We start from the raw sequence: 20,828 nt of genomic DNA, 5'->3' as shown, positions 1-20,828 counted from the left end.
CAGCCCGACACACGCAAAATTCTGGAGGTGCGTAAACAACATCGACCAGCAGAGCTGGCCGATGCTTGAAACGGTCGGCCAGACTTAGCCAGCGACCGGGGAACGCCAGTCATCGGAACCCGAAGTACCGGATACTTCGTGGGTCCAAGTGATTTTGCGGTAGGTGAATTCTACGTCTTCCAAATGGGTGAAATGCGCGTTCGCCGGGTCTTGGCAATTGTGCATGTAGTCCTTGATGTCAACGATGATCGCGTCTTCAAGCTTGGTGGTGTAGTAGTGCTCTTGAGTGCCGGCAGCCGAGGTGCGGTACCACTGGATGGTGATTTCGGTCAGACGCTCGCCAGAGGTCAGTGCTGCCAGCAGCAGAGGCGAGGACTTGTCGAACACTTTGGTGATCTTGACCGGCTTGTGGACGCGCTGACCGGTAGGTTGGCCCGACTGCGGGTCACGCGGGATGATGAGTTCGTGGCTGAAGCCCTGAACCATCACTTGGTCTTCGTGACCTTCCTGGTAGGTGTTGCCGACCGAGTCAGCAGTGAAGGCACCGGCGGTGATCAGGCCTTGTTTGGTGCCGGTGATGGACATGTACGCTGGCGTAGCCATGGAGGTGCTCCTTGCTGGATAGATGTAGTTGCCCGGGAGGCGAAATCGCTCATTGGGTTCAGCTCATCTTCCAATCATCATGCCATGTTACAAAAAAATCATGTAAATCAACTGGCTACGCCCGCAGTCGCGGCGACTTGATCCCCTTACGTTGTAAAAAAGCTTTTGGTTTGCGCAAGAAGTTGCGCACTGTTGCGCAACTTCTTGCGCACTTGGCTGTGCCCCTCGTTAACTAAGGTCTGTGGCGATATATCCACAGGTTACTAACAGTTTTGGTGCGCAGCTTTCTGCGCATGGTGGCGTTGTGCCGACGCATGTCTTATTGCTGCGAAATACTCAGCCAGATAAATTTCAGACATCTCCTACATCGTTTTTGATGTGTCGGTAAAGAGATTTTGTCATTATGGAAGCTTGAATTTGTATCAATTTTAATCGCTTTCTTAGACGTGATCTTTTTTCTTTGAGCGGTTTTGAGCGTATGCGTCCTGCTGAGGTTTTCAGGGGTAAATCTATATTTTTCAATAGGTTAATTCAGGTTTTTCATTCGCTTAGATAGTCAAGTATTACTGAGGTGTGGCCATGAAAAGAAATTTCCTACAAAAAAATAAGGATATTCGCCTTGATGTTTAATCGAATGCTTGCTAGTGGCTATTGCCGTGAGTAAGATGGCCACTTATTTGGAAGCGCGCCATTCTCGACCGGTCAAGCCGCGTCGCTACCCTTTCAGCTTCCTTGTGCCATTTCACTGTAATGGCCGTAGGTATGATCGTAATCGAAGGTCATGGATGTCCTACTCAAGCAAACTTTCTGCTCACTACCTGGAACTCGCCAAGGCCCCTGTTTCGCCTGCTAGTTTTGCGGGCGATGACGTTCGTTTTTCGGTCGAGTTCGAGTCGCTGGAAAGCGAGTTGGGTAAAGCCCAGTCCATGCATGAAGCAGGGCAGATCGACTGGCTTAAAATCCGTGAAAACAGTGAGAGCCTGCTTCGCACCCAGTCCAAGGACTTGCGGGTAGGTGTCTGGCTTGCATGGGCGCTTTATCAGCGAGAGTCCTTCCAGGGCCTGTTGGCCGGTCTCGGTGTTTTGCACCATCTTTGCGAGCAGCACTGGGCTGACATTCACCCGAAAAAGGCCCGCACGCGCGCCGCTGCCATTGGCTGGCTGGTGCCGCGTCTCGAGCAGGTGCTGAACGAAAACGTCGCGCTCAAGGAGCAGTTGCCAATGTTCCGGCGTCTGGTCGAACACCTTGAAGGCCTCGATAAAGCGTGCACCGAACATTTGGGCGACGACGCACCTTTGCTACTGCCGATCTCCCGCCGTCTGAAAAGCATGGTCCAGCGCGCTGCTGACAACCAGCCCGAGCCTGGTGTAGTCGGCGCAGCGGTTGCGCAGGTCAAGCAGGCTGCCACACAACTCTTCACGCCTGGTGCGCCTATCGATAACGAAAAGGAAGCGCACAAGGCCCTGCGCGCCCAGCAGGAAAACGCGCGCCCTTTATGTGCATGGTGGCTTAAACAGAAAGCCAGCGATCTGCGAGCCTTGCGGCTTAATCGCACACTGCTGTGGCTGCCGATCGATGCTGTTCCGGAGCGTAACGCCGAGCAAATCACTGCCCTGCGAGGCCTGCCGGCAGACAAACTCAAGGCTTATCGGGATCGCTACGAGCAGGCCAAATATGCCGATCTCTTGGTCGAGCTGGAAGCGAGCCTGGCGAAGGCGCCTTTCTGGTTCGACGGCCAGCGAATGGTATGGGAATGCCTGCAAGGCCTGAACGCAGAGATGGCGATGCGTGAAGTGGAAATCCACTTCGCGCTTTTGATTCAGCGCCTGCCCGGCATCATCGAATTGCGCTATCACGATGGAACGCCGTTCGCCGACCCGGCGACGCGTGCCTGGATCAGCGCAAGCGTCTTGCCGCATCTGCAAACCAACAACGCACCGCGCAAGGTGGAAGTTACCGATACCCAGCCAGCCTGGGAAGTGGCCCTTGAAGCGGCGTTGCTCGTCCTGCGCAAAGAGGGCTTGAAAGCCGCTGTGCAGTTCCTCAAGCAAGGGCTGCAAAAGGCGCAGGGCGGACGCGCTCGATTTTTCTGGCAGTTCGCTCTCGCCCGACTGTGCTTCGTGGCCAAAAAATACGAACTGGCCAAGGCGCAACTCGAGACGCTGGATCAGACATTACAGGAGTCGGGCCTGCATGCATGGGAGCCCGATCTTGCGCTGGAAGTGCTGCATCTGCTGCATAGCTGCTGTGAGCTGCTACCACAGAACCAAGTGGTGCGCGAACGCAAGGAAGAGATTTATCGCAGGCTGTGCCACCTAGACCTCGAAGTGGTACTCGAATAGGCCTTAGGGCCACAACCGACAGGAGAAAAGCCATGGCCAAAGAAGGCTCTGTAGCCCCCAAGGAACGCATCAACGTCACTTTTAAACCCGCTACCGGCGGTAATCAGGAAGAGATCGAGTTGCCGCTGAAGTTGTTGGCAATCGGTGATTACACCCATCGCAGGGACGAGCGCAAAGTTGAAGATCGCAAGCCGATCAGCATCGACAAGACGACCTTCGACGAAGTGTTGGCCAAGCAAGAGCTTGAACTGACACTTAGCGTGCCGAACCGCCTTCAGGACGAAGAAGGCGTAGCGGAAGAGCTGCCCGTGAAACTGCGTGTCAACTCGATGAAAGACTTCAACCCGGCCAGCCTGGTTGAACAGGTTCCCGAGCTGAAAAAACTGATGGAACTGCGTGATGCGTTGGTGGCGCTCAAAGGCCCGCTGGGTAACGCGCCTGCGTTCCGCAAAGCTATCGAAGGCGTTCTTGCCGACGACGAATCCCGCGGTCGCGTACTGGGTGAACTGGGCCTGAAAGCCCCAGCCCCGGACGCTTGAGTCCCTATCAGCCAAGGAAGTCAAATTCATGCCAAGCAATAGCTCAGCAAAGCAAAAAAGCGTTGAGACAAGCGAACACAGTATTCTCGACAGCATCATTGCCCAGACCAGTCTGACGCGTGACGACGAAGCCTATGACATCGCCAAGCGTGGCGTATCGGCCTTCATTGAAGAGCTGCTAAAGCCGCAGAACAACGGTGAGCCGGTCAAGAAGGCAATGGTCGACCGCATGATCGCCGAGATCGATGCCAAGCTCAGCCGCCAGATGGACGAAATCCTGCACCACCCAGACTTCCAGTCCCTGGAATCGTCGTGGCGTGGCCTGCAGTTGTTGGTCGATCGCACCAACTTCCGTGAAAACATCAAGATCGAAATCCTCAACGTCTCCAAAGATGATTTGCTGGAAGACTTCGAAGACTCGCCGGAAGTGATGCAGTCGGGCCTGTACAAGCACATCTACACCGCAGAATACGGCCAGTTCGGTGGTCAGCCAGTGGGCGCGATCATCGCCAACTACTTCATGTCTCCAAGCTCGCCTGACGTGAAACTCATGCAGTACGTATCTAGCGTAGCCTGCATGTCTCATGCACCGTTCATTGCTGCTGCCGGCCCGAAATTCTTCGGTCTGGAGAGCTTCACTGGCTTGCCGGACCTGAAAGATCTGAAGGATCACTTCGAAGGCCCGCAGTTCGCAAAATGGCAGAGCTTCCGCCAGTCGGAAGATTCCCGTTACGTCGGCCTGACCGTTCCGCGCTTCTTGCTGCGCAATCCGTACGACCCGCAGGAAAACCCCGTCAAGTCATTCGTGTACAAGGAAACCGTCGCCAACAGCCACGAGCATTATCTGTGGGGCAACACGGCTTACGCGTTCGGCACCAAGCTGACCGACAGTTTCGCCAAGTTCCGCTGGTGCCCGAACATCATCGGCCCGCAGAGCGGCGGTGCAGTTGAAGACCTGCCGTTGCACCATTTCGAAAGCATGGGCGAAATCGAGACCAAGATCCCTACCGAGGTTCTGGTCAGCGACCGTCGTGAATACGAACTGGCTGAGGAAGGCTTCATCTCCCTGACCATGCGTAAGGGCAGCGACAACGCGGCGTTCTTCTCCGCCAGTTCCGTGCAGAAGCCGAAGTTCTTCGGTAACAGCGCTGAAGGCAAGGCTGCAGAGCTGAACTACAAGCTGGGCACCCAGCTGCCGTACATGATGATCGTCAACCGCCTGGCTCACTACTTGAAAGTGCTGCAGCGCGAGCAACTCGGTTCGTGGAAAGAGCGTACCGATCTCGAGCTGGAACTGAACAAGTGGATCCGCCAGTACGTCGCAGATCAGGAGAACCCGAGCGCCGAAGTGCGCGGCCGTCGCCCGTTGCGCGCTGCCCAGATTACCGTCAGCGACGTCGAAGGTGAACCTGGCTGGTACCGCGTCAGCCTGAACGTGCGCCCGCACTTCAAATACATGGGTGCTGATTTCACCCTGTCGCTGGTTGGCAAGCTGGACAAAGAGTAAACGGAGCTCACTCATGACTGGATACGGCAGCCTTTTCGAACGCCTCAATGGCGATGCGGAAAAACGCGTCAGCTGGAGCCGCGAGGTTTCAGCCACGGCCTCCGTGGCTGCCCATCTGGCCAAGATGCTCAGCACCCGTGCGGGCAGCGTGCAAACGCTGTCCGACTACGGGCTACCCGATCTCAATGACATGCGCCTGAGCCTGCACGACTCGCTGACTCAGGCCCGTTTGGCCATCGAAAGCTTCATCGAAGCCTACGAGCCGCGCTTGAGCAATGTGCGTGTCATTTCCCTGCCGCGTGATCACGATCAGCTTCGCCTGTCCTTCAGCATTGAAGGCCTGCTGGAAGTCGAGGGTTTCAAGCGTCAGGTCAGTTTCGCCGCTCGCCTGGATGGTAGCGGTCAAGTGAAGGTTAATTAAGGAGATTCGTATGTCTGGAAAACCCGCAGCACGCGTCACCGACCCCACGGCTTGCCCGCTCCCCGGCCACGGCACCAATCCTATCGTTGCTGGCTCCAGCAACGTGTTTTTCGACGGCCTTCCGGCCGCCCGCCAAGGCGATGCCTCGGCGTGTGGCGGTGCGATGTCAGGTGGTTTGGCGACAACCGTGCTGATCAACGGAAAACCGGCTGCCACGGTTGATTCTGTCGGGACTCATGGCAACAGAGTGATTGCCGGTTCCGGGACAGTGATTATTGGTAATTCCCATACGCCTGCGCCGTTTGTGGCGCCGTTGCCAGTGGAAATTCAGTGGCCGTTTGATGAGCACTACATAATCAGTTGTCAGGACAGCGGTAAGCCATTAGCGGGTATTGCTTATAGCTTTAAAACGGCTTCAGGGAAGGCCGTTTCTGGCATCACTGGGACGGACGGTAGAACTCAAAAGCTTTCATCTTCGGAGGCGGAGGCATATGAGTTTATCATCGAGCCTCAGTCAGAAGTTGTGATCGGTTGATTATGATTCTAAATAGATAGCGAGCACATTTATGACAGACAATACAGTAGCTTCCAGTTTGACACCAGCCAGTAATCAGGCCGGGAAGACTGCGACTGTGCGTCAGTTTAAAGTGAGTGATATTCCTGCTGCGATGGATAAAATGAAATGGCCTGTGGCCGCAGCGTTGATGCGTCATTGGTTTAATGGAAAGCCTTGGGCCAACGCTAGTGGCGGAATGGAGACGGAGGAGAAACAACGTACAAGGCCTGTGCCTGATGAGTACATCGAAGAGAATATAGTTAAGATGGCATGGGTGCTTAAGTTCGAAAAGCCTGCGGAAACACGCCGCATTTTGGGTGGCGCTTGGAATAATGCAAAAGCATTGCCTGAGATTCGCACCAAAATATTGCGTGCTTTTGGACAGTCTGCACCTGGATGTTACCCCGTTAGATTTAATGGTAAGGGGCGCGAGGCGGAGAAGTTCGGTTACTTCAATTCCAGATCTGTTAATTTCGGTCAATTGGGCGGGGGTGAGCTGGATGAGCTGCGCGGTGCCTTGGCAAATTTTAATATGAGAGTTGTTGCAGAAGGCGTGGTAAATGTTTTCGATGATAAGGTTGAGTTCGTTGCAGATCGCCTAGGCTATTACGTTGAAGATAATTATGACTTTAGCGATGGTGACGACTTTTTTAGTCAGCCCCTTGGTTATTGGAACTTCGATGGCGTAGCTGGTCTTTTCGAAGCCAATGGGCAAAATGCCGCAATCGCTCAGGAGACTACAGCAATCGCTAAATCCTCCATATTCGGTATGAGCGAGGCATCAGAAAAGCGCTACATAGAGATGGGAAATAAAAGATATTTTTTCATTCAGAATAAACATTTTGTTGAATATAGAAAGCTTTACTCTAAGGGCGGAGATTTTAAAATTTTTTCTGACATTTTTTATGAGCAGATCACCCCCATTTCTATTAAGTTTGTGAGGGGATAATGTTTTCTAAAAAAATAAAAATTATCTTGGTTTTGTTGATTGCCGTTATTGGTGTATTTGTCGGTTCTTTAAATAATATTAAGCATCGTCAGGCCAGCAGCTTCGTGGTGAGTGACACTGGCAATTATCTCATTGAAAATGTTTCGGCTCGGGGATTGCTTGTGCCGTTCGAGAATCTGTCATATCTGCGCATTACAGATAAGAGAGATTCAAATACAGTGTTCCGTTCCCCACTATATCCGAGCAGTTCGCTCGATATGAGCAGCCATGAGGACGAAGTGATTGTTGGTATTGTGTGGCTTGATTTTTATAAGCGCGATCAGCATTTCGTTCTTAGGTTTCCCGAGTGGGAAACGCATTGGTTGAATTTTTTTATTAGCAATACTCCATATGAAGTGATCGGGGAGTAGCGGAACAGTGAATCGTTTAGATAGAGTAACCTCGGTTCATTATTCTTTTTCCAGACTCCCTCTGGCAAAAGCGTTCACCTTGATTACGACTCCGCGGGCCAAGCTAGGGAAACTCTGAAAAAGGTTTCCTGATTTGGCAAAATACCCCAACACCTTTCACCGAGCTTCCCTGATGAAACAGATGACCTTCGCCGATGCCGAGTACGCGGGTAAACGTAAGCATACCCGCCGCGAGCGCTTTCTCATCGAGATGGATCAGGTTGTGCCCTGGAAAGGCTTGATTGCCCTTATCGAACCACATTATCCAAAGGGCGAAGGTGGCCGTCCGGCTTATCCGCTGATGGCGATGCTGCGTATTCACCTGATGCAGAACTGGTTTGGTTACAGCGATCCGGCGATGGAGGAAGCACTTTACGAGACAACGATCCTGCGCCAGTTCGCAGGGTTGAGTCTGGATCGAATCGCCGATGAAACCACGATTCTCAACTTCCGGCGTCTGTTGGAAAAGCATGAGTTGGCAGGCGGGATTTTGCAGGTCATCAATGGCTATCTGGGTGATCGAGGTTTGATGCTGCGCCAAGGTACGGTGGTCGATGCGACGATCATTCATGCGCCGAGCTCGACCAAGAACAAGGACGGCAAACGCGATCCCGAAATGCATCAGACGAAGAAAGGAAACCAGTATTTCTTCGGCATGAAAGCGCATATCGGCGTCGATGCCGAGTCGGGTTTAGTCCATAGCCTGGTGGGTACTGCGGCGAATGTGGCGGACGTGACTCAGGTTGATCAATTGCTACATGGTGAGGAAACCTATGTCAGCGGTGATGCGGGCTACACCGGCGTGGACAAGCGTGCGGAGCATCAGGATCGTCAGATGATCTGGTCAATTGCGGCCCGCCCAAGCCGTTATAAAAAGCATGGCGAGAAAAGTTTGATCGCACGGGTCTATCGCAAAATCGAGTTCACGAAAGCCCAGTTACGGGCGAAGGTTGAACATCCGTTTCGCGTGATCAAGCGCCAGTTTGGTTATACGAAAGTCCGGTTTCGCGGGCTGGCTAAAAACACCGCGCAACAGGCTACTCTGTTTGCCTTGTCGAACCTTTGGATGGTGCGAAAACGGCTGCTGGCGATGGGAGAGGTGCGCCTGTAATGCGGAAAAACGCCTTGGAAAGGTGCTGTTTGAAGGAAAATCGATGAGTTAAGAGCGGAAAACGTCTAATTATCTGATCGGGCGAGCTTTTTTTGAACCTCAGGCCATGAGAGCGTCAAAAATCGATGCCTACTTCAGACCTTCCCTAGGGATTTTTGCAATGGTGAACAGTATTGTTTTATGCGCAACGGCCCCGGATAAACCTCTTCTGGCTCTTTTCTACACCGCAGCTAAATCCTATTTGGCAAGGAGCTTTGGATCAGTATGGAGAGAGGGAAAGATGATTGCCAAATTAGCGCGAAGTTTGCTCATACATTTTTTTGCCTGCGTCATTTATATTGTTGCTAATTACTATGGGGTTTTTCTCTATAAAGTGATCTTTGGTAGTTTGACCTCTCGGGGTGCTTCCATTGGGATTGCCATGTACATGATTTTTTATCTATTTGTTTTTTTGAATTTGGTGATTGCTGTAATTTCTAAGCGACTTTTTAAGTGGTGCGCTGTTGTTTTAATAGTTGTGTTGATATTAGTTTATCTGCTGCCACTTTACCCTGTTCGAGCGATAGCTTATAGCGTTTTGGCGGGTGGGCTTACTGCTCTGGCAATAGCGGTGGCTGGCAAATTCGAAAGGTTCTGGCTCTCTCGTGACCTCAAATAAAATTCTTTTTCCATATTTGTCGCACTTTGGATATAAAGTAGTCATGAGAAAAAAATCGTTAACGTTGGCCTTTATTAGTGTTTTGCTCTGCGCCTTAGGCGCTACTTGGTTGTATGTTAAACAAGGAGCTGCTTCGGCGGCCGTAATGTATTCAACAACCTGGAATGACTCGAAAAAGTGTTATATCAACTCATATATTCCCCAGTATTCGAGGTTTAGTGTTGTTGGGAAGTTTGTAAAGCTGTTCACCAGCGAAGCTTTTTTTCGAGTGTATACCGATAAAGGAGAGCTGCTGAAGTCGTCTGAGTGGCTGCTTTGGCAGAGTGAGTTCACGACGGATGAGCGTTCGCAGTGGGTTCATGGTCATGCGATTTATCCAACTTCAACCGGGTATGAAGGTTGGAATATTTCAGAGTGCGCGTCTTTAAACGACAGTAAAGAGAACGCGTTAAACGGCGGTTTCACCGCCCGTGTCGCATGGTCCGACTCTGCTCGTCGTGGGCCAGGTAGTGCCAGGTCTGACGCTCGCGTTCTACAAGACAATTTTTCAATGAGTTCTACTACCAGGCAGGTAACCCGTGTCCTTTAACCATTACTACCAGAGCGAACTCACTGCACTGCGCCAGCTTGGTCGTCGCTTCGCCGAGCGTAGTCCGGCGTTGGCGCCGTTTCTGGGGCAGGCCGGACGGGATCCGGATGTGGAGCGGTTGCTCGAGGGCTTTGCGTTTCTGACCGGGCGGTTGCGTCAGAAGCTGGATGACGAGCTGCCGGAACTCAGTCATTCGCTGATGCACCTGCTGTGGCCCAATTACATGCGGCCGTTGCCTGCGTTCAGTATTTTGCAGTTTGATCCGTTGAAACGTTCGGGTCCTGCGCTGACGGTCGAACGTGATACACCGGTCGATAGCAAGCCTATTAATGACGTGCGTTGTCGCTTCCGTACGTGCTACCCGACCGAAGTTCAGGCGCTGGATCTGACCGCGCTGAATTACTCGGTGAAAGGCGGTGGTTCGTTGCTCAGCCTGCGCCTGGAGATGAGCGCTGAAGGTCACTTGGGTGAGCTTGAACTGAGCCGCCTGCGTCTGCACTTTGCAGGCGAGCGCTATATCAGCCAGATGCTGTACCTCTGCCTGCTACGCAATCTCGAGGGTATCGAGCTGATCCCTCTGGACGCTGCCGGCAAGCCCATCGACGGTGTCAATGGCGCGCCAATGGCGTTCAAGATGCCGGGCGACCGTGTACAGCCGGTAGGGTTTGCCGAAGAAGAGGCGTTGATCCCGTATCCGCTGAACACGTTCCGCGGTTATCGCTACCTGCAGGAGTACTTCGCGTTTCAGGACAAGTTCCTGTTCGTCGACATCAACGGTCTGGATCTGCTCAACGCACTGCCAGAAGAGACACTCAAACAAGTGCGCGGCCTTGAGTTGCGCTTTGATATTCGCAAGAGCGGCATTCAGCGTCTTCGTCCCACCCTGGATAACGTAAAGCTGTATTGCACGCCGATCGTCAACTTGTTCAAGCACGACGCCTTGCCGATTCGCCTTGATGGCAAGCAGGACGAGTACCTGCTGCTGCCCGCCGAATATGGCCTGGAAACCTGTGGTGTGTTTTCGGTTGAAACCGTGACCGGTTGGAAGCCGGGAGGTCTTGGCTATCAGGATTATGTGCCGTTCGAATCCTTTGAGCACGACCCCAGTTTCGACGTGCCCAACAGCCGTCCGCATTACAGCATTCGCCAGCGTTCTTCTTTGCTCCATGAAGGCCTCGACACTTATCTGAGTTTCGGCATTCGCCATACAGAAGCGCACGAAACCCTGTCGATCGAGTTGATGTGCACCAATCAGAACCTGCCACGCAAACTCAAACTGGGCGAAATCAACGTGGCCTGCGAAGATACGCCGGAGTTTTTGAGTTTCCGCAATATCACACCGGCTACCTCCAGTTTCGCGCCCCCGCTGAACCGTGACTTCCTGTGGAAGTTGATCAGCAATATGTCGCTCAATTACTTGTCTCTGGCTGACGTCAATGCGCTGAAGGTGATTCTGGAAACCTACGATTTGCCCCGTTACTACGACCAGCACGCGGAAAAAGTCAGCAAGCGCCTGTTGGGCGGTTTGAAATCGATCAAGCATCAACACGTGGACAGATTGCACCGAGGGTTACCGGTACGCGGATTGCGCACTGAGCTGACCATCGACCCGGAAGGGTATATCGGCGAAGGCGACATGTTTGTATTCGCTTCGGTTCTCAACGAGTTTTTCGCGCTTTACGCCAGTCTCAATTCGTACCACGAGCTGCGGGTAAAAAGCACACAGGGAGAGGTGTACCAATGGACACCACGTATGGGCCTCCAGCCCCTGCTTTAAGCGGGCTGACCCTCGGTATACGCGAGTACTCGCTGTTTCAGGCCGTGCTGCTGGTCATTGACCGGCTGCGCGATGCACACCCGCACCTGAGCGAAGACGATCTGTACGACCAGCTTGAATTTCAGGCCAACCCAAGCCTCGGCTTTCCGTCGAGTGATGTCAGTCGCGTGGAGTTTTTTCACGAGCACGGGCAGATGCGCGCGCGCATGCAGTTCAACCTGATCGGCCTGGTCGGTTCCGGCTCGCCATTGCCGGCGTTCTACGGCGAACAGGCGCTGGGCGACAGCGAAGACGGCAACCCGACGCGCAACTTCCTCGACCTGTTCCACCACCGTTTGCAACGGCTAATGTTGCCGATCTGGAAGAAATATCGCTACCGGGCCAGTTTTGAAAGCGGCGCGCTCGATCCGTTTTCTGCACAGCTGTTTGCCTTGATCGGCCTGGGTGGCGAAGAGATTCGACGTGCTCAGGAACTGAACTGGAAACGCCTGCTGCCCTACCTGGGCTTGCTCAGTCTGCGTGCGCACTCGGCTGCGCTGATCGAGGCAGTGCTGCGTTATTACTTCAAGCATGCCGAACTGACCATTGAGCAGTGCATCGAGCGCCGCGTGGAGATTCTCGACGAACAGCGCAATCGCTTGGGGAGTGCCAACAGCATGCTCGGTGAGGACCTGGTGTTGGGCGATCACGTGCGTGACCGTAGCGGCAAGTTCCGCATTCACATCCGCGAACTCGACTGGCAACGCTTTCACGAATTTCTGCCGATCGGTTTCGGCTATCAACCGCTGTGTGCGCTGGTGCGCTTCACGCTGCGTGATCCGCTCGACTACGACATTCGACTGGTTCTGCGCCAGGAAGAAATCCGCGAGCTGCGTATAGGTGAACAAAACGCCTGTCGATTGGGGTGGACCAGTTGGCTCGGTCGCGAAAAAGCGGACGGTGTGGTGACCTTGGGCAGCAAAATTCATTAAGGATCAATGACTGATGAGCAATGTAGACCTGCAACAACTTATTCAAGCGCTGGACGCCGAAACCCGTCGTGATCTGGAAAGCTCCGCGGAGCGCTGCGTAGCCCGGGGCGGTAGCAAGATTCTGGTTGAAGATCTGTTGCTGGAGCTGCTGGAGCGTCCGCAAGGTCTGCTCGCGCGTGCCCTGCAGGATGCTGAAGTGGACGCTGGTGAATTGAGTGCCTCTCTGCAATCGCGGGTCGAGCACAGCGCTTCACGCAACCCGGTGTTTGCTCCGGAACTGGTGCAATGGCTGCAGGATGCCTTGCTGGTGGCCAACCTTGAACTGGGTCAGACCCAGGTCGAACAGGCCGCGCTGATCCTCGCACTACTGCGCAACCCGATGCGCTACGCCGGTAGCCGCTATCAGCCTTTGCTGGCCAAACTGAATATTGATCGGCTGAAAGAGTTTGCTCTGTCCAAGCAAGAGCAGCCTGCCAACGGCAAATCGGCTGCTCAGGGCGAATCGCTGTTGGAGCGTTTCACTCACAACCTGACCCAGCAGGCCCGCGACGGCAAGCTTGATCCGGTACTGTGCCGCGATGGCGCGATTCGGCAAATGGTCGACATCCTGGCTCGGCGCCGCAAGAACAATCCGATTGTGGTCGGCGAAGCCGGTGTCGGTAAAACCGCCATCGTTGAAGGTCTCGCATCCCGAATTGCTGCGGGTGAAGTGCCGCAGGCGCTCAAGGGCGTCGAGCTGCTGTCGCTGGACATGGGGCTGCTGCAGGCTGGCGCCAGCGTAAAGGGTGAGTTCGAGCGTCGCCTCAAAGGTGTGATCGACGAAGTCAAAGCGTCGCCTAAGCCGATCATTCTGTTCATCGATGAAGCCCACACGCTTATCGGTGCTGGCGGCAACGCTGGTGGTTCCGATGCCGCCAACCTGCTCAAGCCGGCTCTGGCGCGTGGCGAGTTGCGCACCATCGCTGCCACGACGTGGGCTGAGTACAAGAAGTACTTTGAAAAAGACCCGGCTCTGGCGCGTCGCTTCCAGCCTGTTCAACTGCATGAACCGACCGTAAGCGAAGCCGTGACCATCCTGCGTGGTCTGGCACAAGTCTATGAGAAGAGCCATGGCATTTACTTGCGCGACGACGCTGTGGTTGCTGCCGCCGAGCTGTCTGCCCGCTATCTGGCTGGCCGCCAGCTTCCTGACAAAGCAGTCGATGTTCTCGATACGGCGTGCGCGCGCGTGCGTATCAGCCTGGCTGCCGCGCCGGAGAGTCTGGAGCGCCTGCGTGGCGAGCTGGCTGAAGGTGGTCGCCAGCGTCAGGCATTGCGTCGCGACGCTGAAGCCGGTCTGCTGATTGACCACGAGTCGCTGGAAGCTCTGGAAACGCGTCTGCACGCAGCTGAAGAGGAAAGGGTTGCACTGGAAGCAATGTGGCTCGAACAGAAAACATTGGCCGAACGCTTGCTGGAACTGCGTCAGCAACTGGCCAAGGCGCGTGAAGCGGTAGCTGCCGTGCCAGTCGTTGAAATCGGAGAGGACGACGAGGGCACGGTCATCGAAGCCGTTGCGCTGGATGAAACGCAGAGCGTAGAGGCGCTGACAGCAGCCCTGAACGATACCCATGTCGCCCTGGCCGCACTGCAGGTCAAGGAGCGACTGGTGAGCTTCGAGGTCTGTCCGCGTCTTGTGGCTGAGGTGATCAGCGCCTGGACCGGTGTCCCGCTGGCGCAACTGGCTCGTGAGCACAACGCCAAGGTTGCCAGTTTCGCCAAGGACCTTCGTATTCGCATCCGTGGTCAAGAGCAGGCCGTTCATGCCCTTGATCGCTCCATGCGCGCTACTGCCGCTGGCTTGAACAAACCCGATGCGCCGGTAGGCGTGTTTCTGCTTGTGGGGCCGAGCGGCGTTGGCAAGACTGAAACGGCGCTGGCGCTCGCTGATCTGTTGTACGGAGGTGATCGTTTTATCACCACCATCAACATGTCCGAGTTTCAGGAGAAGCATACGGTTTCGCGCCTGATCGGTGCGCCGCCAGGTTACGTCGGTTATGGCGAAGGCGGCATGCTCACCGAAGCTGTACGTCAGAAGCCGTATTCGGTCGTGCTGCTTGATGAAGTCGAGAAAGCCGACCCTGATGTGCTCAACCTGTTCTATCAGATCTTCGACAAAGGTGTGGCCAACGACGGCGAGGGACGCGAGATCGACTTCCGCAATACGCTGATTCTGATGACATCGAACCTTGGCAGCGACCAGATCAGCGCACTGTGCGAAGACGGCGCGCGGCCAACCGCCGAAGTGCTTGAGGAGACCATCCGGCCGGTCCTCAGCAAACACTTCAAGCCAGCGTTACTGGCACGTATGCGCGTAGTGCCGTACTACCCGGTCAGCGGGCCGGTGCTACGCGAGCTGATCGAAATCAAACTCGGTCGCCTGGGCGAGCGCCTGAACCGTCGTCAGCTGGAATTCACTTACTGTCAGGACCTCGTTGATCACTTGGCGCAGCGTTGCACTCAAAGCGACAGCGGTGCGCGTCTGATCGACCATCTGCTGGACCTTCATGTCCTGCCGCTGGTAGCTGACCGCCTGCTCGATGCTATGGCTACCGGAGAAAGTCTGAAGCGTGTTCATGCCACGCTGGACACTTCCGGCACCGTGACGTGTGAGTTTGCCTGAGGTGAATGTGATGTTCACTCAGATGCCGCAGCCTCTGGCATATGCCCAAGCCTTGTTGGCGCAATTCGCCAGCTTGGCGCGGGCGGTGAATGGTGCCCAATTGCTGGGTGATTTTGTACGTAGCCTCGCTGAGCTCAGCGGCTGCGAGCTGTCGCAGCTTTATCTGCTGGACGCCACTCATAAGTGTTTGAAGATGAGAGCCGAGTGCCTGGACGGCACGCTGCAACCGCGGGAAGCGGCAAGCCTGCCGGTGGATTACAACGGCGAACAGCTGTTGCAATTTGCCCTTTGTCAGAATCGTGTGGTTTGCCTTGGCGAACTGAGCGGCAGCCTGCACGAAACCAGTTTTCTGCCGACGCAAAGTACGCCGTGGCAGTCGCTGCTTTGTGTCCCGGTCGTCAACCATCAGCAAGCCGTCGAAGGCTTGTTGTTGTGCGCAAGTCGCCGACATGTCGATCTGCAGGGTTTTGCTGATTCTCTCGGTCAGTTCGGCTCGTTCGCACTGGGTCAACTCAACCTGCTGCAACGTTTGCATAAGCCTGCGGATGAGGTACGACCGGCAGGGATCACTATGCCAAGCGTCAGCGGATACGGTTTGATCGGAAAAAGCGCAAGCATGCGTCAGACCTACACGATGATCAGCAAGGTGCTGCACAGCCCGTACACTGTGTTGCTGCGGGGAGAGACAGGCACCGGCAAAGAAGTCGTTGCCCGGGCGATTCACGACTTCGGTCCGCGTCGCTCTCAGCCTTTCATTGTTCAGAACTGTGCGGCATTTCCAGAGCACCTGCTTGAAAGCGAGCTTTTCGGCTATCGCAAAGGAGCCTTTACAGGTGCCGACAGTGATCGTACCGGGCTGTTCGAGGCTGCCAATGGCGGCACACTGTTGCTCGACGAAATCGGCGACATTCCCCTGCCGCTGCAAGCCAAGCTGCTGCGCGTGCTGCAAGAGGGCGAGATTCGCCCATTGGGTTGCAACGATACGCGCAAGATCGACGTGCGTATTCTTGCAGCAACGCATCGTGACCTGTCGGCGATGGTCAGCGAAGGCAAATTCCGCGAGGACTTGTATTACCGTCTTGCGCAATTTCCCATTGAGCTGCCTGCCCTGCGCAATCGAGAGGGTGACATTCTCGACCTGGCGCGGCACTTCGTCGACAAGACGTGTGCGTTCTTGCAACGTAGCCCTTTGCGCTGGTCGGACGCAGCTCTTGATCTCCTGTCCGGTTATACGTTTCCCGGCAATGTGCGCGAACTCAAAGGCCTGGTCGAGCGTGCTGTCCTGCTCTGCGAGGGCAGCGAGTTGCTTGTGGAGCATTTCTCTCTGCGCCCGGAAGTTGTGCCTGAAGGCAGCAGCCTCAATCTGCGCGAGCGGCTGGAGCAGGTGGAGCGCAGCCTGTTGCTTGATTGCCTGCGCAAGAACGACGGCAACCAGACTCTTTCCGCGCGTGAACTCGGCCTGCCGAGGCGCACGCTGCTTTACCGTTTGGGACGCCTGAATATCAACCTGGGTGACTTAAATGGTTAGGCAAAAGCAATTGTTTTCACCTTATTCGCTTCTGACAGCGTTCCCCGAAAGGGGTGGCGCTTTTTGCTCACTTCTGGAGACCATCTGATGTCTGTTCGTCACTGGCAAGCCGTCCTGCTCACTGTTGTCGTTTTATGCGGCGTCGGGGGCTGCAGCGGCAATTACAAATTCAACGACAACACCTATCGCCCATTGGGTGATCCGCAGGCGGTCAACCGCGGCAAGTGACCGCAAGGAGCATCATCATGGAACTGGTTTTCGAAATGCTGAACACCAAGCAATTCGTGCCCACTGACTTGTGCCAAAAGACCTTTAAACAGGCTGGCGGCGTGATTGGCAGGGGAGACGATTGCGACTGGATCATCCCGGACCGCAAGCGGCACCTGTCCAATCATCACGCGCTGATCAGCTATCGCGACGGCTCGTTTTTCCTGACCGATACCAGCAGCAACGGTATTCAGGACAGTACGAACGGCACGCGCCTGCGCAAGGGTGAGGTGGTACGTATCGAGCATGGCAGTGAATACATTCTGGGCGATTTTGAGATTCGTGCCCGACTGGTACGCGACCCGGCAGCTTTTGACGTAGAAGTCGGCCGCCCGCAGGCTGCAGGCAGCATTATTCCGGACGACGCGTTTCTCGATCTCGATCCGCTGAACGCCCTTGATCAGCAAGAGCGCGTTTACTCGGAAATCGAAGAACTGATCTCACCGAGTATCTCCTTGGATGATGGCAAGCAGCGTGCTGACTATGCACGTATCGATATGGAAAGCCTGCTGGTGCCGGAACTGGTCGAGGTTCCAAAAGAACCTGCGCCAGCTCCAGCGCCACCACCGGTTGAGCGTCAGGCCGACGGCTTCTGGGAAAAGTTTGGTGCAGCGCTGGGCGTTGATCTCAAAGGGCTCGATCACGATGCTAAAGAAGCGTTGGCTTTGAACGCAGCCCGCTTGCTCAAGCAAAGCGTCGGCGGTTTGCAGCAGAGCCTGCGCACTCGCAGCGAACTCAAAAACGAGCTGCGTCTTGCGCAGACCATCGTGCAAGGCACGCAGAAAAACCCGTTGAAGTTTGCCGTCGATGCGGGTGAGGCGCTGGACATTCTGCTGCACGCCAACAAGCCAGGGCAGTTGCCGGCCGAGCAGGCGATCTCTCGTGCATTCCGTGATTTGCAGGCTCACCAGGTCGCTTTGCTGACCGCCAGCCGTGCAGCTGTTCGAGGCACCCTTGAGCATTTCTCGCCGCAACAACTCATGCTGCGTTTCGAGCGCGATAACAAGCCGCTGATCGCCACTTCCGGCAGCCGCTGGAGAGCTTACGGGCGTTATCACCAAGCGCTGCGCCAGGATACCGATTGGAGCGAGCGCCTTTTGACTCGGGATTTCGCTCAGGCCTACGAAGAGCAGATTCGTTTGATTTCCACACTCCACACTGACCACCAAGGATGATGCGCATGTCTCGCCGCTCGACTGCTTTCTTTAACATGCTGGCTGCGCTCACCGCCTTGTTGGTGCTGGCCGGCTGCTCTACGTTGTCGCCGTACTCAAACGTCACCAAGCTCAACCTGAAACTGACCGCCAGCGACCAGGTGAACCCGGACCTCAACGGTCGCCCGTCCCCCGTTGTTGTGCGCCTGTTCGAGCTCAAGCACCCGGTAGCGTTCGAAAATGCAGATTTCTTCAGCTTGTATGAGCGCGCAAAAGAATCTCTGGCCCCGGACATGGTTGCGTCTGAAGAGCTGGAGCTGCGTCCGGGTGAAACCGTCGAGCTCAAGCTCAGCCTGCAAGAAGGCAGTCGTTACGTCGGCGTTCTTGCAGCCTATCGGGACCTGCCGGACAGCAGATGGCGCTACACGCTGCAGGTAACACCGGTAGGTATCACTGACGCTGACCTGACTCTTGATCAGAACGGCATTCGTAACACCCATGAACCGCTCGCCAAGGCAGATGACTGACCATGAAATCCCATAAAGTCATTTGGCAGGAAGGCATGTTGCTGCGCCCGCAGCACTTCCAGCACAACGATCGCTACTACGATCACCAGATGAAAACCCGTACCCAGTTATTGGGGAGCTACACGTGGGGTTTTCTGAGTCTGGACATCGACCTGCAGTTTCTCAATATGGGCAAACTGGTGATCAGCCATGCGTCGGGAATCCTGCCGGATGGCAGCCTGTTCGAGTTGGGGGGCAACACTGAGCCGCTGGCGCTCGATGTGCCGCCCAATACGGGTAATACTCCGATCTATCTCGCGCTGCCGCTGGTCACGGGTAACCACATTGAGTCGCGCCGCCCCGAGCAATCTGATGTGCTGGCGCGCTATACCGCCTACGAGGCTGAGGTGTCCGACTCCAACGCTGGCGATGACTCCTCGAGTCAGGTCAGTTGTGGTCGTCCCGACTTCAAGCTGTTGCTTGGCCAGCAGCAAAGCGATCAGGCTTACGTGAAGCTGAAGGTTTGCGAAGTACTCGACACGACGCCGGATGGCGTAATCAGCCTTGATCCCGATTTTGTACCGACCTACATACAGGCTCACGCTTCCAGCTACCTGCTGTCTTGCCTCAAGGAAGTCATCAGCATGCTCAGCCACCGGGGCGACACCATCGCTGACCGGATCCGTTCCAACGGCAAGGTAGGGGGTGCCGAAGTCGGCGACTTCATGATGCTGCAACTGATCAACCGTACCGAGTTGCTGCTGCGTCACTATCTGGACCTTGAACAGGTGCACCCTGAAGAGTTGTATCGCACGCTGCTGACCATGCTTGGCGATCTGGCGACGTTTTCGAGCGATAGCAAGAGACCGCGTCTGGACAGCCGCTACCAGCACAGCGATCAGGGAGCCAGCTTCCGCAAGCTGATGGAGGCGATCCGTCAGGTGCTGTCGATGGTGCTGGAACAGCACGCCATCGAACTGGTTCTACAGGCGCGTCAGTACGGCATCATCGTATCGCCTCTGCATGATCACAAGCTGTTGGGATCGGCGTCGTTCGTTCTGGCAGCCAGCGCAAATTGCGACTCCGAGGAACTGCGTCACCGTTTGCCAGCGCACCTCAAGGTCGGTCCTGTGGAGCGTATCCGCCAACTGGTCAACCTTCATCTGCCTGGTATCAAGGTCAAGCCATTACCGGTGGCCCCGCGGCAGATTGCGTTCCATACCAACAAAACCTATTTCATCCTCGAACTCAGTTCCGAAGATCTGGCGCAACTCGAGCGCTCCGGCGGCTTCGCGTTCCATGTGTCCGGCGAATTCGCCGAGCTTGAACTGAAATTCTGGGCTATCAGGAACTGACCGACATGAGCAAGGATACGAATTACAGTCAGGACGATAAAACCGTCCTGCTCGACCGCCAGGGCCACGGCCCGGCGGCGAGCCCGCTGACGGACTTCGCTGCTCCGCCAAGGTTCGAGCAACTGGAAGAGCGCATGATTTACGCGGCACGCCTGCGCCCGGCCGAGGCCTTCAACATCAGCCTCAATGCGCTGGTCGCGGCTGGCTCCGACCTTCTTTCAGAAGTGGTACGCCTCAAGCACAGCGACACACGTGAAGACATGTATGCGCTCAACGAGCATCTGACTGCCGGGCTAAAGCTGTTTGAAGTCCGCGCGCTGCACAACGGTGCCGAAAGCAGCCAGGTGATGGCGGCTCGTTACGTGCTGTGCACGGTCGTGGACGAGGCGGTTGTGACCACGCCGTGGGGCAACGAAAGCGAGTGGTCGCAGATGAGCTTGCTCAGCAGCTTCCACAACGAAACATTTGGTGGTGAGAAGTTCTTCCAATTGCTCGATCGGCTGTCGAAAAACCCGGTCAAGCATTTACCGATGCTGGAATTGATGTACCTGTGTCTGTCGCTTGGCTTCGAGGGCAAGTACCGGGTGCAGGCGCGCGGCATGCTTGAGCTTGAAGGCATCCGCGACGCTTTGTATCGCCAGATCCGTCAATTGCGCGGTGATGTGCCACGTGAATTGTCACCCCACTGGGAAGGCTTGAACAATCGACGCCGCAGCCTGGTGCGCATTGTGCCTGCCTGGATGGTGGTGTTGTTTACCCTGGTCTGTCTGGCAGTGATGTATTTCGGCTTCGCCTGGGTACTGGGCGAGCAACGCGAAACCGTTTTACAACCATATCAGCCGTTTGATCCGGCGGCGGTCCAGCCGCAGTCACAGCCGTAAACA

General features: G+C 55.3%; 20 protein-coding genes. 19 read left to right on the top strand and 1 reads right to left on the bottom strand.

The window, feature by feature from the left end; genetic code table 11:
• Positions 1-84: 84 nt before the first annotated feature.
• Positions 85-603: an Hcp family type VI secretion system effector gene (locus tag PSPTO_RS28130; RefSeq protein ID WP_011105495.1), complete on the bottom strand. Its 519-nt coding sequence runs from the start codon at positions 601-603 to the stop codon at positions 85-87.
• A gap of 785 nt (positions 604-1,388) precedes the next feature.
• Between PSPTO_RS28130 and tssA the strand changes: the two genes are divergently transcribed.
• The 19 genes from tssA to icmH all read left to right on the top strand — a co-directional run bounded on the left by tssA (position 1,389) and on the right by icmH (position 20,825).
• A complete protein-coding gene (tssA, locus tag PSPTO_RS28125; protein ID WP_011105494.1) occupies positions 1,389-2,945 on the top strand; it encodes a type VI secretion system protein TssA in 1,557 nt (518 codons plus the stop codon).
• 32 nt (positions 2,946-2,977) lie between these two features.
• A complete protein-coding gene (gene tssB, locus PSPTO_RS28120) occupies positions 2,978-3,484 on the top strand; it encodes a type VI secretion system contractile sheath small subunit (RefSeq protein ID WP_011105493.1) in 507 nt (168 codons plus the stop codon).
• A gap of 28 nt (positions 3,485-3,512) precedes the next feature.
• Entirely contained in the window at positions 3,513-4,991 is a 1,479-nt protein-coding gene (gene tssC / locus PSPTO_RS28115; protein ID WP_011105492.1) for a type VI secretion system contractile sheath large subunit, read from the top strand.
• A 13-nt stretch (positions 4,992-5,004) separates the two neighbouring features.
• The gene (gene tssE / locus PSPTO_RS28110) at positions 5,005-5,412 is read left to right on the top strand and encodes a type VI secretion system baseplate subunit TssE (RefSeq protein ID WP_011105491.1); all 408 of its coding nucleotides are present in this window, start codon (positions 5,005-5,007) and stop codon (positions 5,410-5,412) included.
• A gap of 10 nt (positions 5,413-5,422) precedes the next feature.
• A complete protein-coding gene (locus PSPTO_RS28105) occupies positions 5,423-5,947 on the top strand; it encodes a PAAR domain-containing protein (protein ID WP_003413692.1) in 525 nt (174 codons plus the stop codon).
• 31 nt (positions 5,948-5,978) lie between these two features.
• Positions 5,979-6,917 carry a DUF6402 family protein gene (locus PSPTO_RS28100; protein WP_011105490.1) on the top strand — a complete coding sequence of 313 codons (939 nt, stop codon included), beginning with the start codon at positions 5,979-5,981 and terminating at the stop codon, positions 6,915-6,917.
• Positions 6,917-7,327: a hypothetical protein gene (locus tag PSPTO_RS28095; protein WP_011105489.1), complete on the top strand. Its 411-nt coding sequence runs from the start codon at positions 6,917-6,919 to the stop codon at positions 7,325-7,327. The genes PSPTO_RS28100 and PSPTO_RS28095 overlap by 1 nt, the downstream gene beginning before the upstream one ends.
• Positions 7,328-7,499: 172 nt before the next feature.
• Positions 7,500-8,477 (top strand): IS5-like element ISPssy family transposase, encoded by a 978-nt coding sequence (locus tag PSPTO_RS28090; RefSeq protein ID WP_007247571.1) that lies wholly within the window; start codon positions 7,500-7,502, stop codon positions 8,475-8,477.
• Between the two features lie 160 nt (positions 8,478-8,637).
• Positions 8,638-9,135, top strand: coding sequence for a hypothetical protein (locus PSPTO_RS28085; protein WP_226992671.1), 498 nt, complete (start codon positions 8,638-8,640; stop codon positions 9,133-9,135).
• On the top strand, positions 9,122-9,724 hold the full coding sequence (locus tag PSPTO_RS30080; RefSeq protein ID WP_193383850.1) for a hypothetical protein: 603 nt from the start codon (positions 9,122-9,124) through the stop codon (positions 9,722-9,724). The genes PSPTO_RS28085 and PSPTO_RS30080 overlap by 14 nt, the downstream gene beginning before the upstream one ends.
• Positions 9,714-11,501, top strand: a complete 1,788-nt coding sequence (tssF, locus tag PSPTO_RS28075; protein ID WP_046464013.1) for a type VI secretion system baseplate subunit TssF — start codon at positions 9,714-9,716, stop codon at positions 11,499-11,501. Before PSPTO_RS30080 ends, tssF begins: the two co-directional genes overlap by 11 nt.
• Complete coding sequence (tssG, locus tag PSPTO_RS28070) at positions 11,465-12,472, top strand: type VI secretion system baseplate subunit TssG (RefSeq protein ID WP_011105487.1); 1,008 nt, start codon at positions 11,465-11,467, stop codon at positions 12,470-12,472. The genes tssF and tssG overlap by 37 nt, the downstream gene beginning before the upstream one ends.
• A 13-nt stretch (positions 12,473-12,485) precedes the next feature.
• Positions 12,486-15,134 carry a type VI secretion system ATPase TssH gene (gene tssH, locus PSPTO_RS28065; protein WP_011105486.1) on the top strand — a complete coding sequence of 883 codons (2,649 nt, stop codon included), beginning with the start codon at positions 12,486-12,488 and terminating at the stop codon, positions 15,132-15,134.
• Positions 15,135-15,144: 10 nt separating this feature from the next.
• Positions 15,145-16,662, top strand: a complete 1,518-nt coding sequence (locus tag PSPTO_RS28060) for a sigma-54 interaction domain-containing protein (RefSeq protein ID WP_011105485.1) — start codon at positions 15,145-15,147, stop codon at positions 16,660-16,662.
• 87 nt (positions 16,663-16,749) lie between these two features.
• The gene (locus tag PSPTO_RS28055; RefSeq protein WP_017702037.1) at positions 16,750-16,890 is read left to right on the top strand and encodes a hypothetical protein; all 141 of its coding nucleotides are present in this window, start codon (positions 16,750-16,752) and stop codon (positions 16,888-16,890) included.
• Between the two features lie 17 nt (positions 16,891-16,907).
• Positions 16,908-18,104: a type VI secretion system-associated FHA domain protein TagH gene (gene tagH / locus PSPTO_RS28050; protein WP_011105483.1), complete on the top strand. Its 1,197-nt coding sequence runs from the start codon at positions 16,908-16,910 to the stop codon at positions 18,102-18,104.
• 5 nt (positions 18,105-18,109) lie between these two features.
• Positions 18,110-18,610 (top strand): type VI secretion system lipoprotein TssJ, encoded by a 501-nt coding sequence (gene tssJ, locus PSPTO_RS28045; RefSeq protein WP_011105482.1) that lies wholly within the window; start codon positions 18,110-18,112, stop codon positions 18,608-18,610.
• A gap of 2 nt (positions 18,611-18,612) precedes the next feature.
• Positions 18,613-19,944, top strand: a complete 1,332-nt coding sequence (tssK, locus tag PSPTO_RS28040) for a type VI secretion system baseplate subunit TssK (RefSeq protein WP_011105481.1) — start codon at positions 18,613-18,615, stop codon at positions 19,942-19,944.
• Positions 19,945-19,949: 5 nt separating this feature from the next.
• Positions 19,950-20,825: a type IVB secretion system protein IcmH/DotU gene (gene icmH, locus PSPTO_RS28035; RefSeq protein ID WP_011105480.1), complete on the top strand. Its 876-nt coding sequence runs from the start codon at positions 19,950-19,952 to the stop codon at positions 20,823-20,825.
• Positions 20,826-20,828: the final 3 nt, after the last annotated feature.

Origin of the sequence: Pseudomonas syringae pv. tomato str. DC3000, assembly GCF_000007805.1 — a bacterium.
In the GTDB taxonomy this organism is placed as follows: domain Bacteria; phylum Pseudomonadota; class Gammaproteobacteria; order Pseudomonadales; family Pseudomonadaceae; genus Aquipseudomonas; species Aquipseudomonas avellanae.
The sequence above is the reverse complement of the archived record's forward strand: the minus strand, read 5'-3'. Positions and strand labels throughout refer to the sequence as shown.

Bases quoted from the DNA above. Each gene is read 5' to 3' on its own strand.
- PSPTO_RS28085 (WP_226992671.1), top strand. From the start codon at position 8,638: ATGGTGAACAGTATTGTTTTATGCGCAACGGCCCCGGATAAACCTCTT.
- PSPTO_RS28100 (WP_011105490.1), top strand. From the start codon at position 5,979: ATGACAGACAATACAGTAGCTTCCAGTTTGACACCAGCCAGTAATCAG.
- tssB (WP_011105493.1), top strand. From the start codon at position 2,978: ATGGCCAAAGAAGGCTCTGTAGCCCCCAAGGAACGCATCAACGTCACT.
- tssH (WP_011105486.1), top strand. From the start codon at position 12,486: ATGAGCAATGTAGACCTGCAACAACTTATTCAAGCGCTGGACGCCGAA.
- tagH (WP_011105483.1), top strand. From the start codon at position 16,908: ATGGAACTGGTTTTCGAAATGCTGAACACCAAGCAATTCGTGCCCACT.
- PSPTO_RS28130 (WP_011105495.1), bottom strand. From the start codon at position 603: ATGGCTACGCCAGCGTACATGTCCATCACCGGCACCAAACAAGGCCTG.
- tssC (WP_011105492.1), top strand. From the start codon at position 3,513: ATGCCAAGCAATAGCTCAGCAAAGCAAAAAAGCGTTGAGACAAGCGAA.
- PSPTO_RS28090 (WP_007247571.1), top strand. From the start codon at position 7,500: ATGAAACAGATGACCTTCGCCGATGCCGAGTACGCGGGTAAACGTAAG.
- PSPTO_RS28095 (WP_011105489.1), top strand. From the start codon at position 6,917: ATGTTTTCTAAAAAAATAAAAATTATCTTGGTTTTGTTGATTGCCGTT.
- PSPTO_RS28055 (WP_017702037.1), top strand. From the start codon at position 16,750: ATGTCTGTTCGTCACTGGCAAGCCGTCCTGCTCACTGTTGTCGTTTTA.
- tssK (WP_011105481.1), top strand. From the start codon at position 18,613: ATGAAATCCCATAAAGTCATTTGGCAGGAAGGCATGTTGCTGCGCCCG.
- tssA (WP_011105494.1), top strand. From the start codon at position 1,389: ATGTCCTACTCAAGCAAACTTTCTGCTCACTACCTGGAACTCGCCAAG.
- icmH (WP_011105480.1), top strand. From the start codon at position 19,950: ATGAGCAAGGATACGAATTACAGTCAGGACGATAAAACCGTCCTGCTC.
- PSPTO_RS28105 (WP_003413692.1), top strand. From the start codon at position 5,423: ATGTCTGGAAAACCCGCAGCACGCGTCACCGACCCCACGGCTTGCCCG.
- tssE (WP_011105491.1), top strand. From the start codon at position 5,005: ATGACTGGATACGGCAGCCTTTTCGAACGCCTCAATGGCGATGCGGAA.
- tssJ (WP_011105482.1), top strand. From the start codon at position 18,110: ATGTCTCGCCGCTCGACTGCTTTCTTTAACATGCTGGCTGCGCTCACC.
- tssG (WP_011105487.1), top strand. From the start codon at position 11,465: ATGGACACCACGTATGGGCCTCCAGCCCCTGCTTTAAGCGGGCTGACC.
- PSPTO_RS28060 (WP_011105485.1), top strand. From the start codon at position 15,145: ATGTTCACTCAGATGCCGCAGCCTCTGGCATATGCCCAAGCCTTGTTG.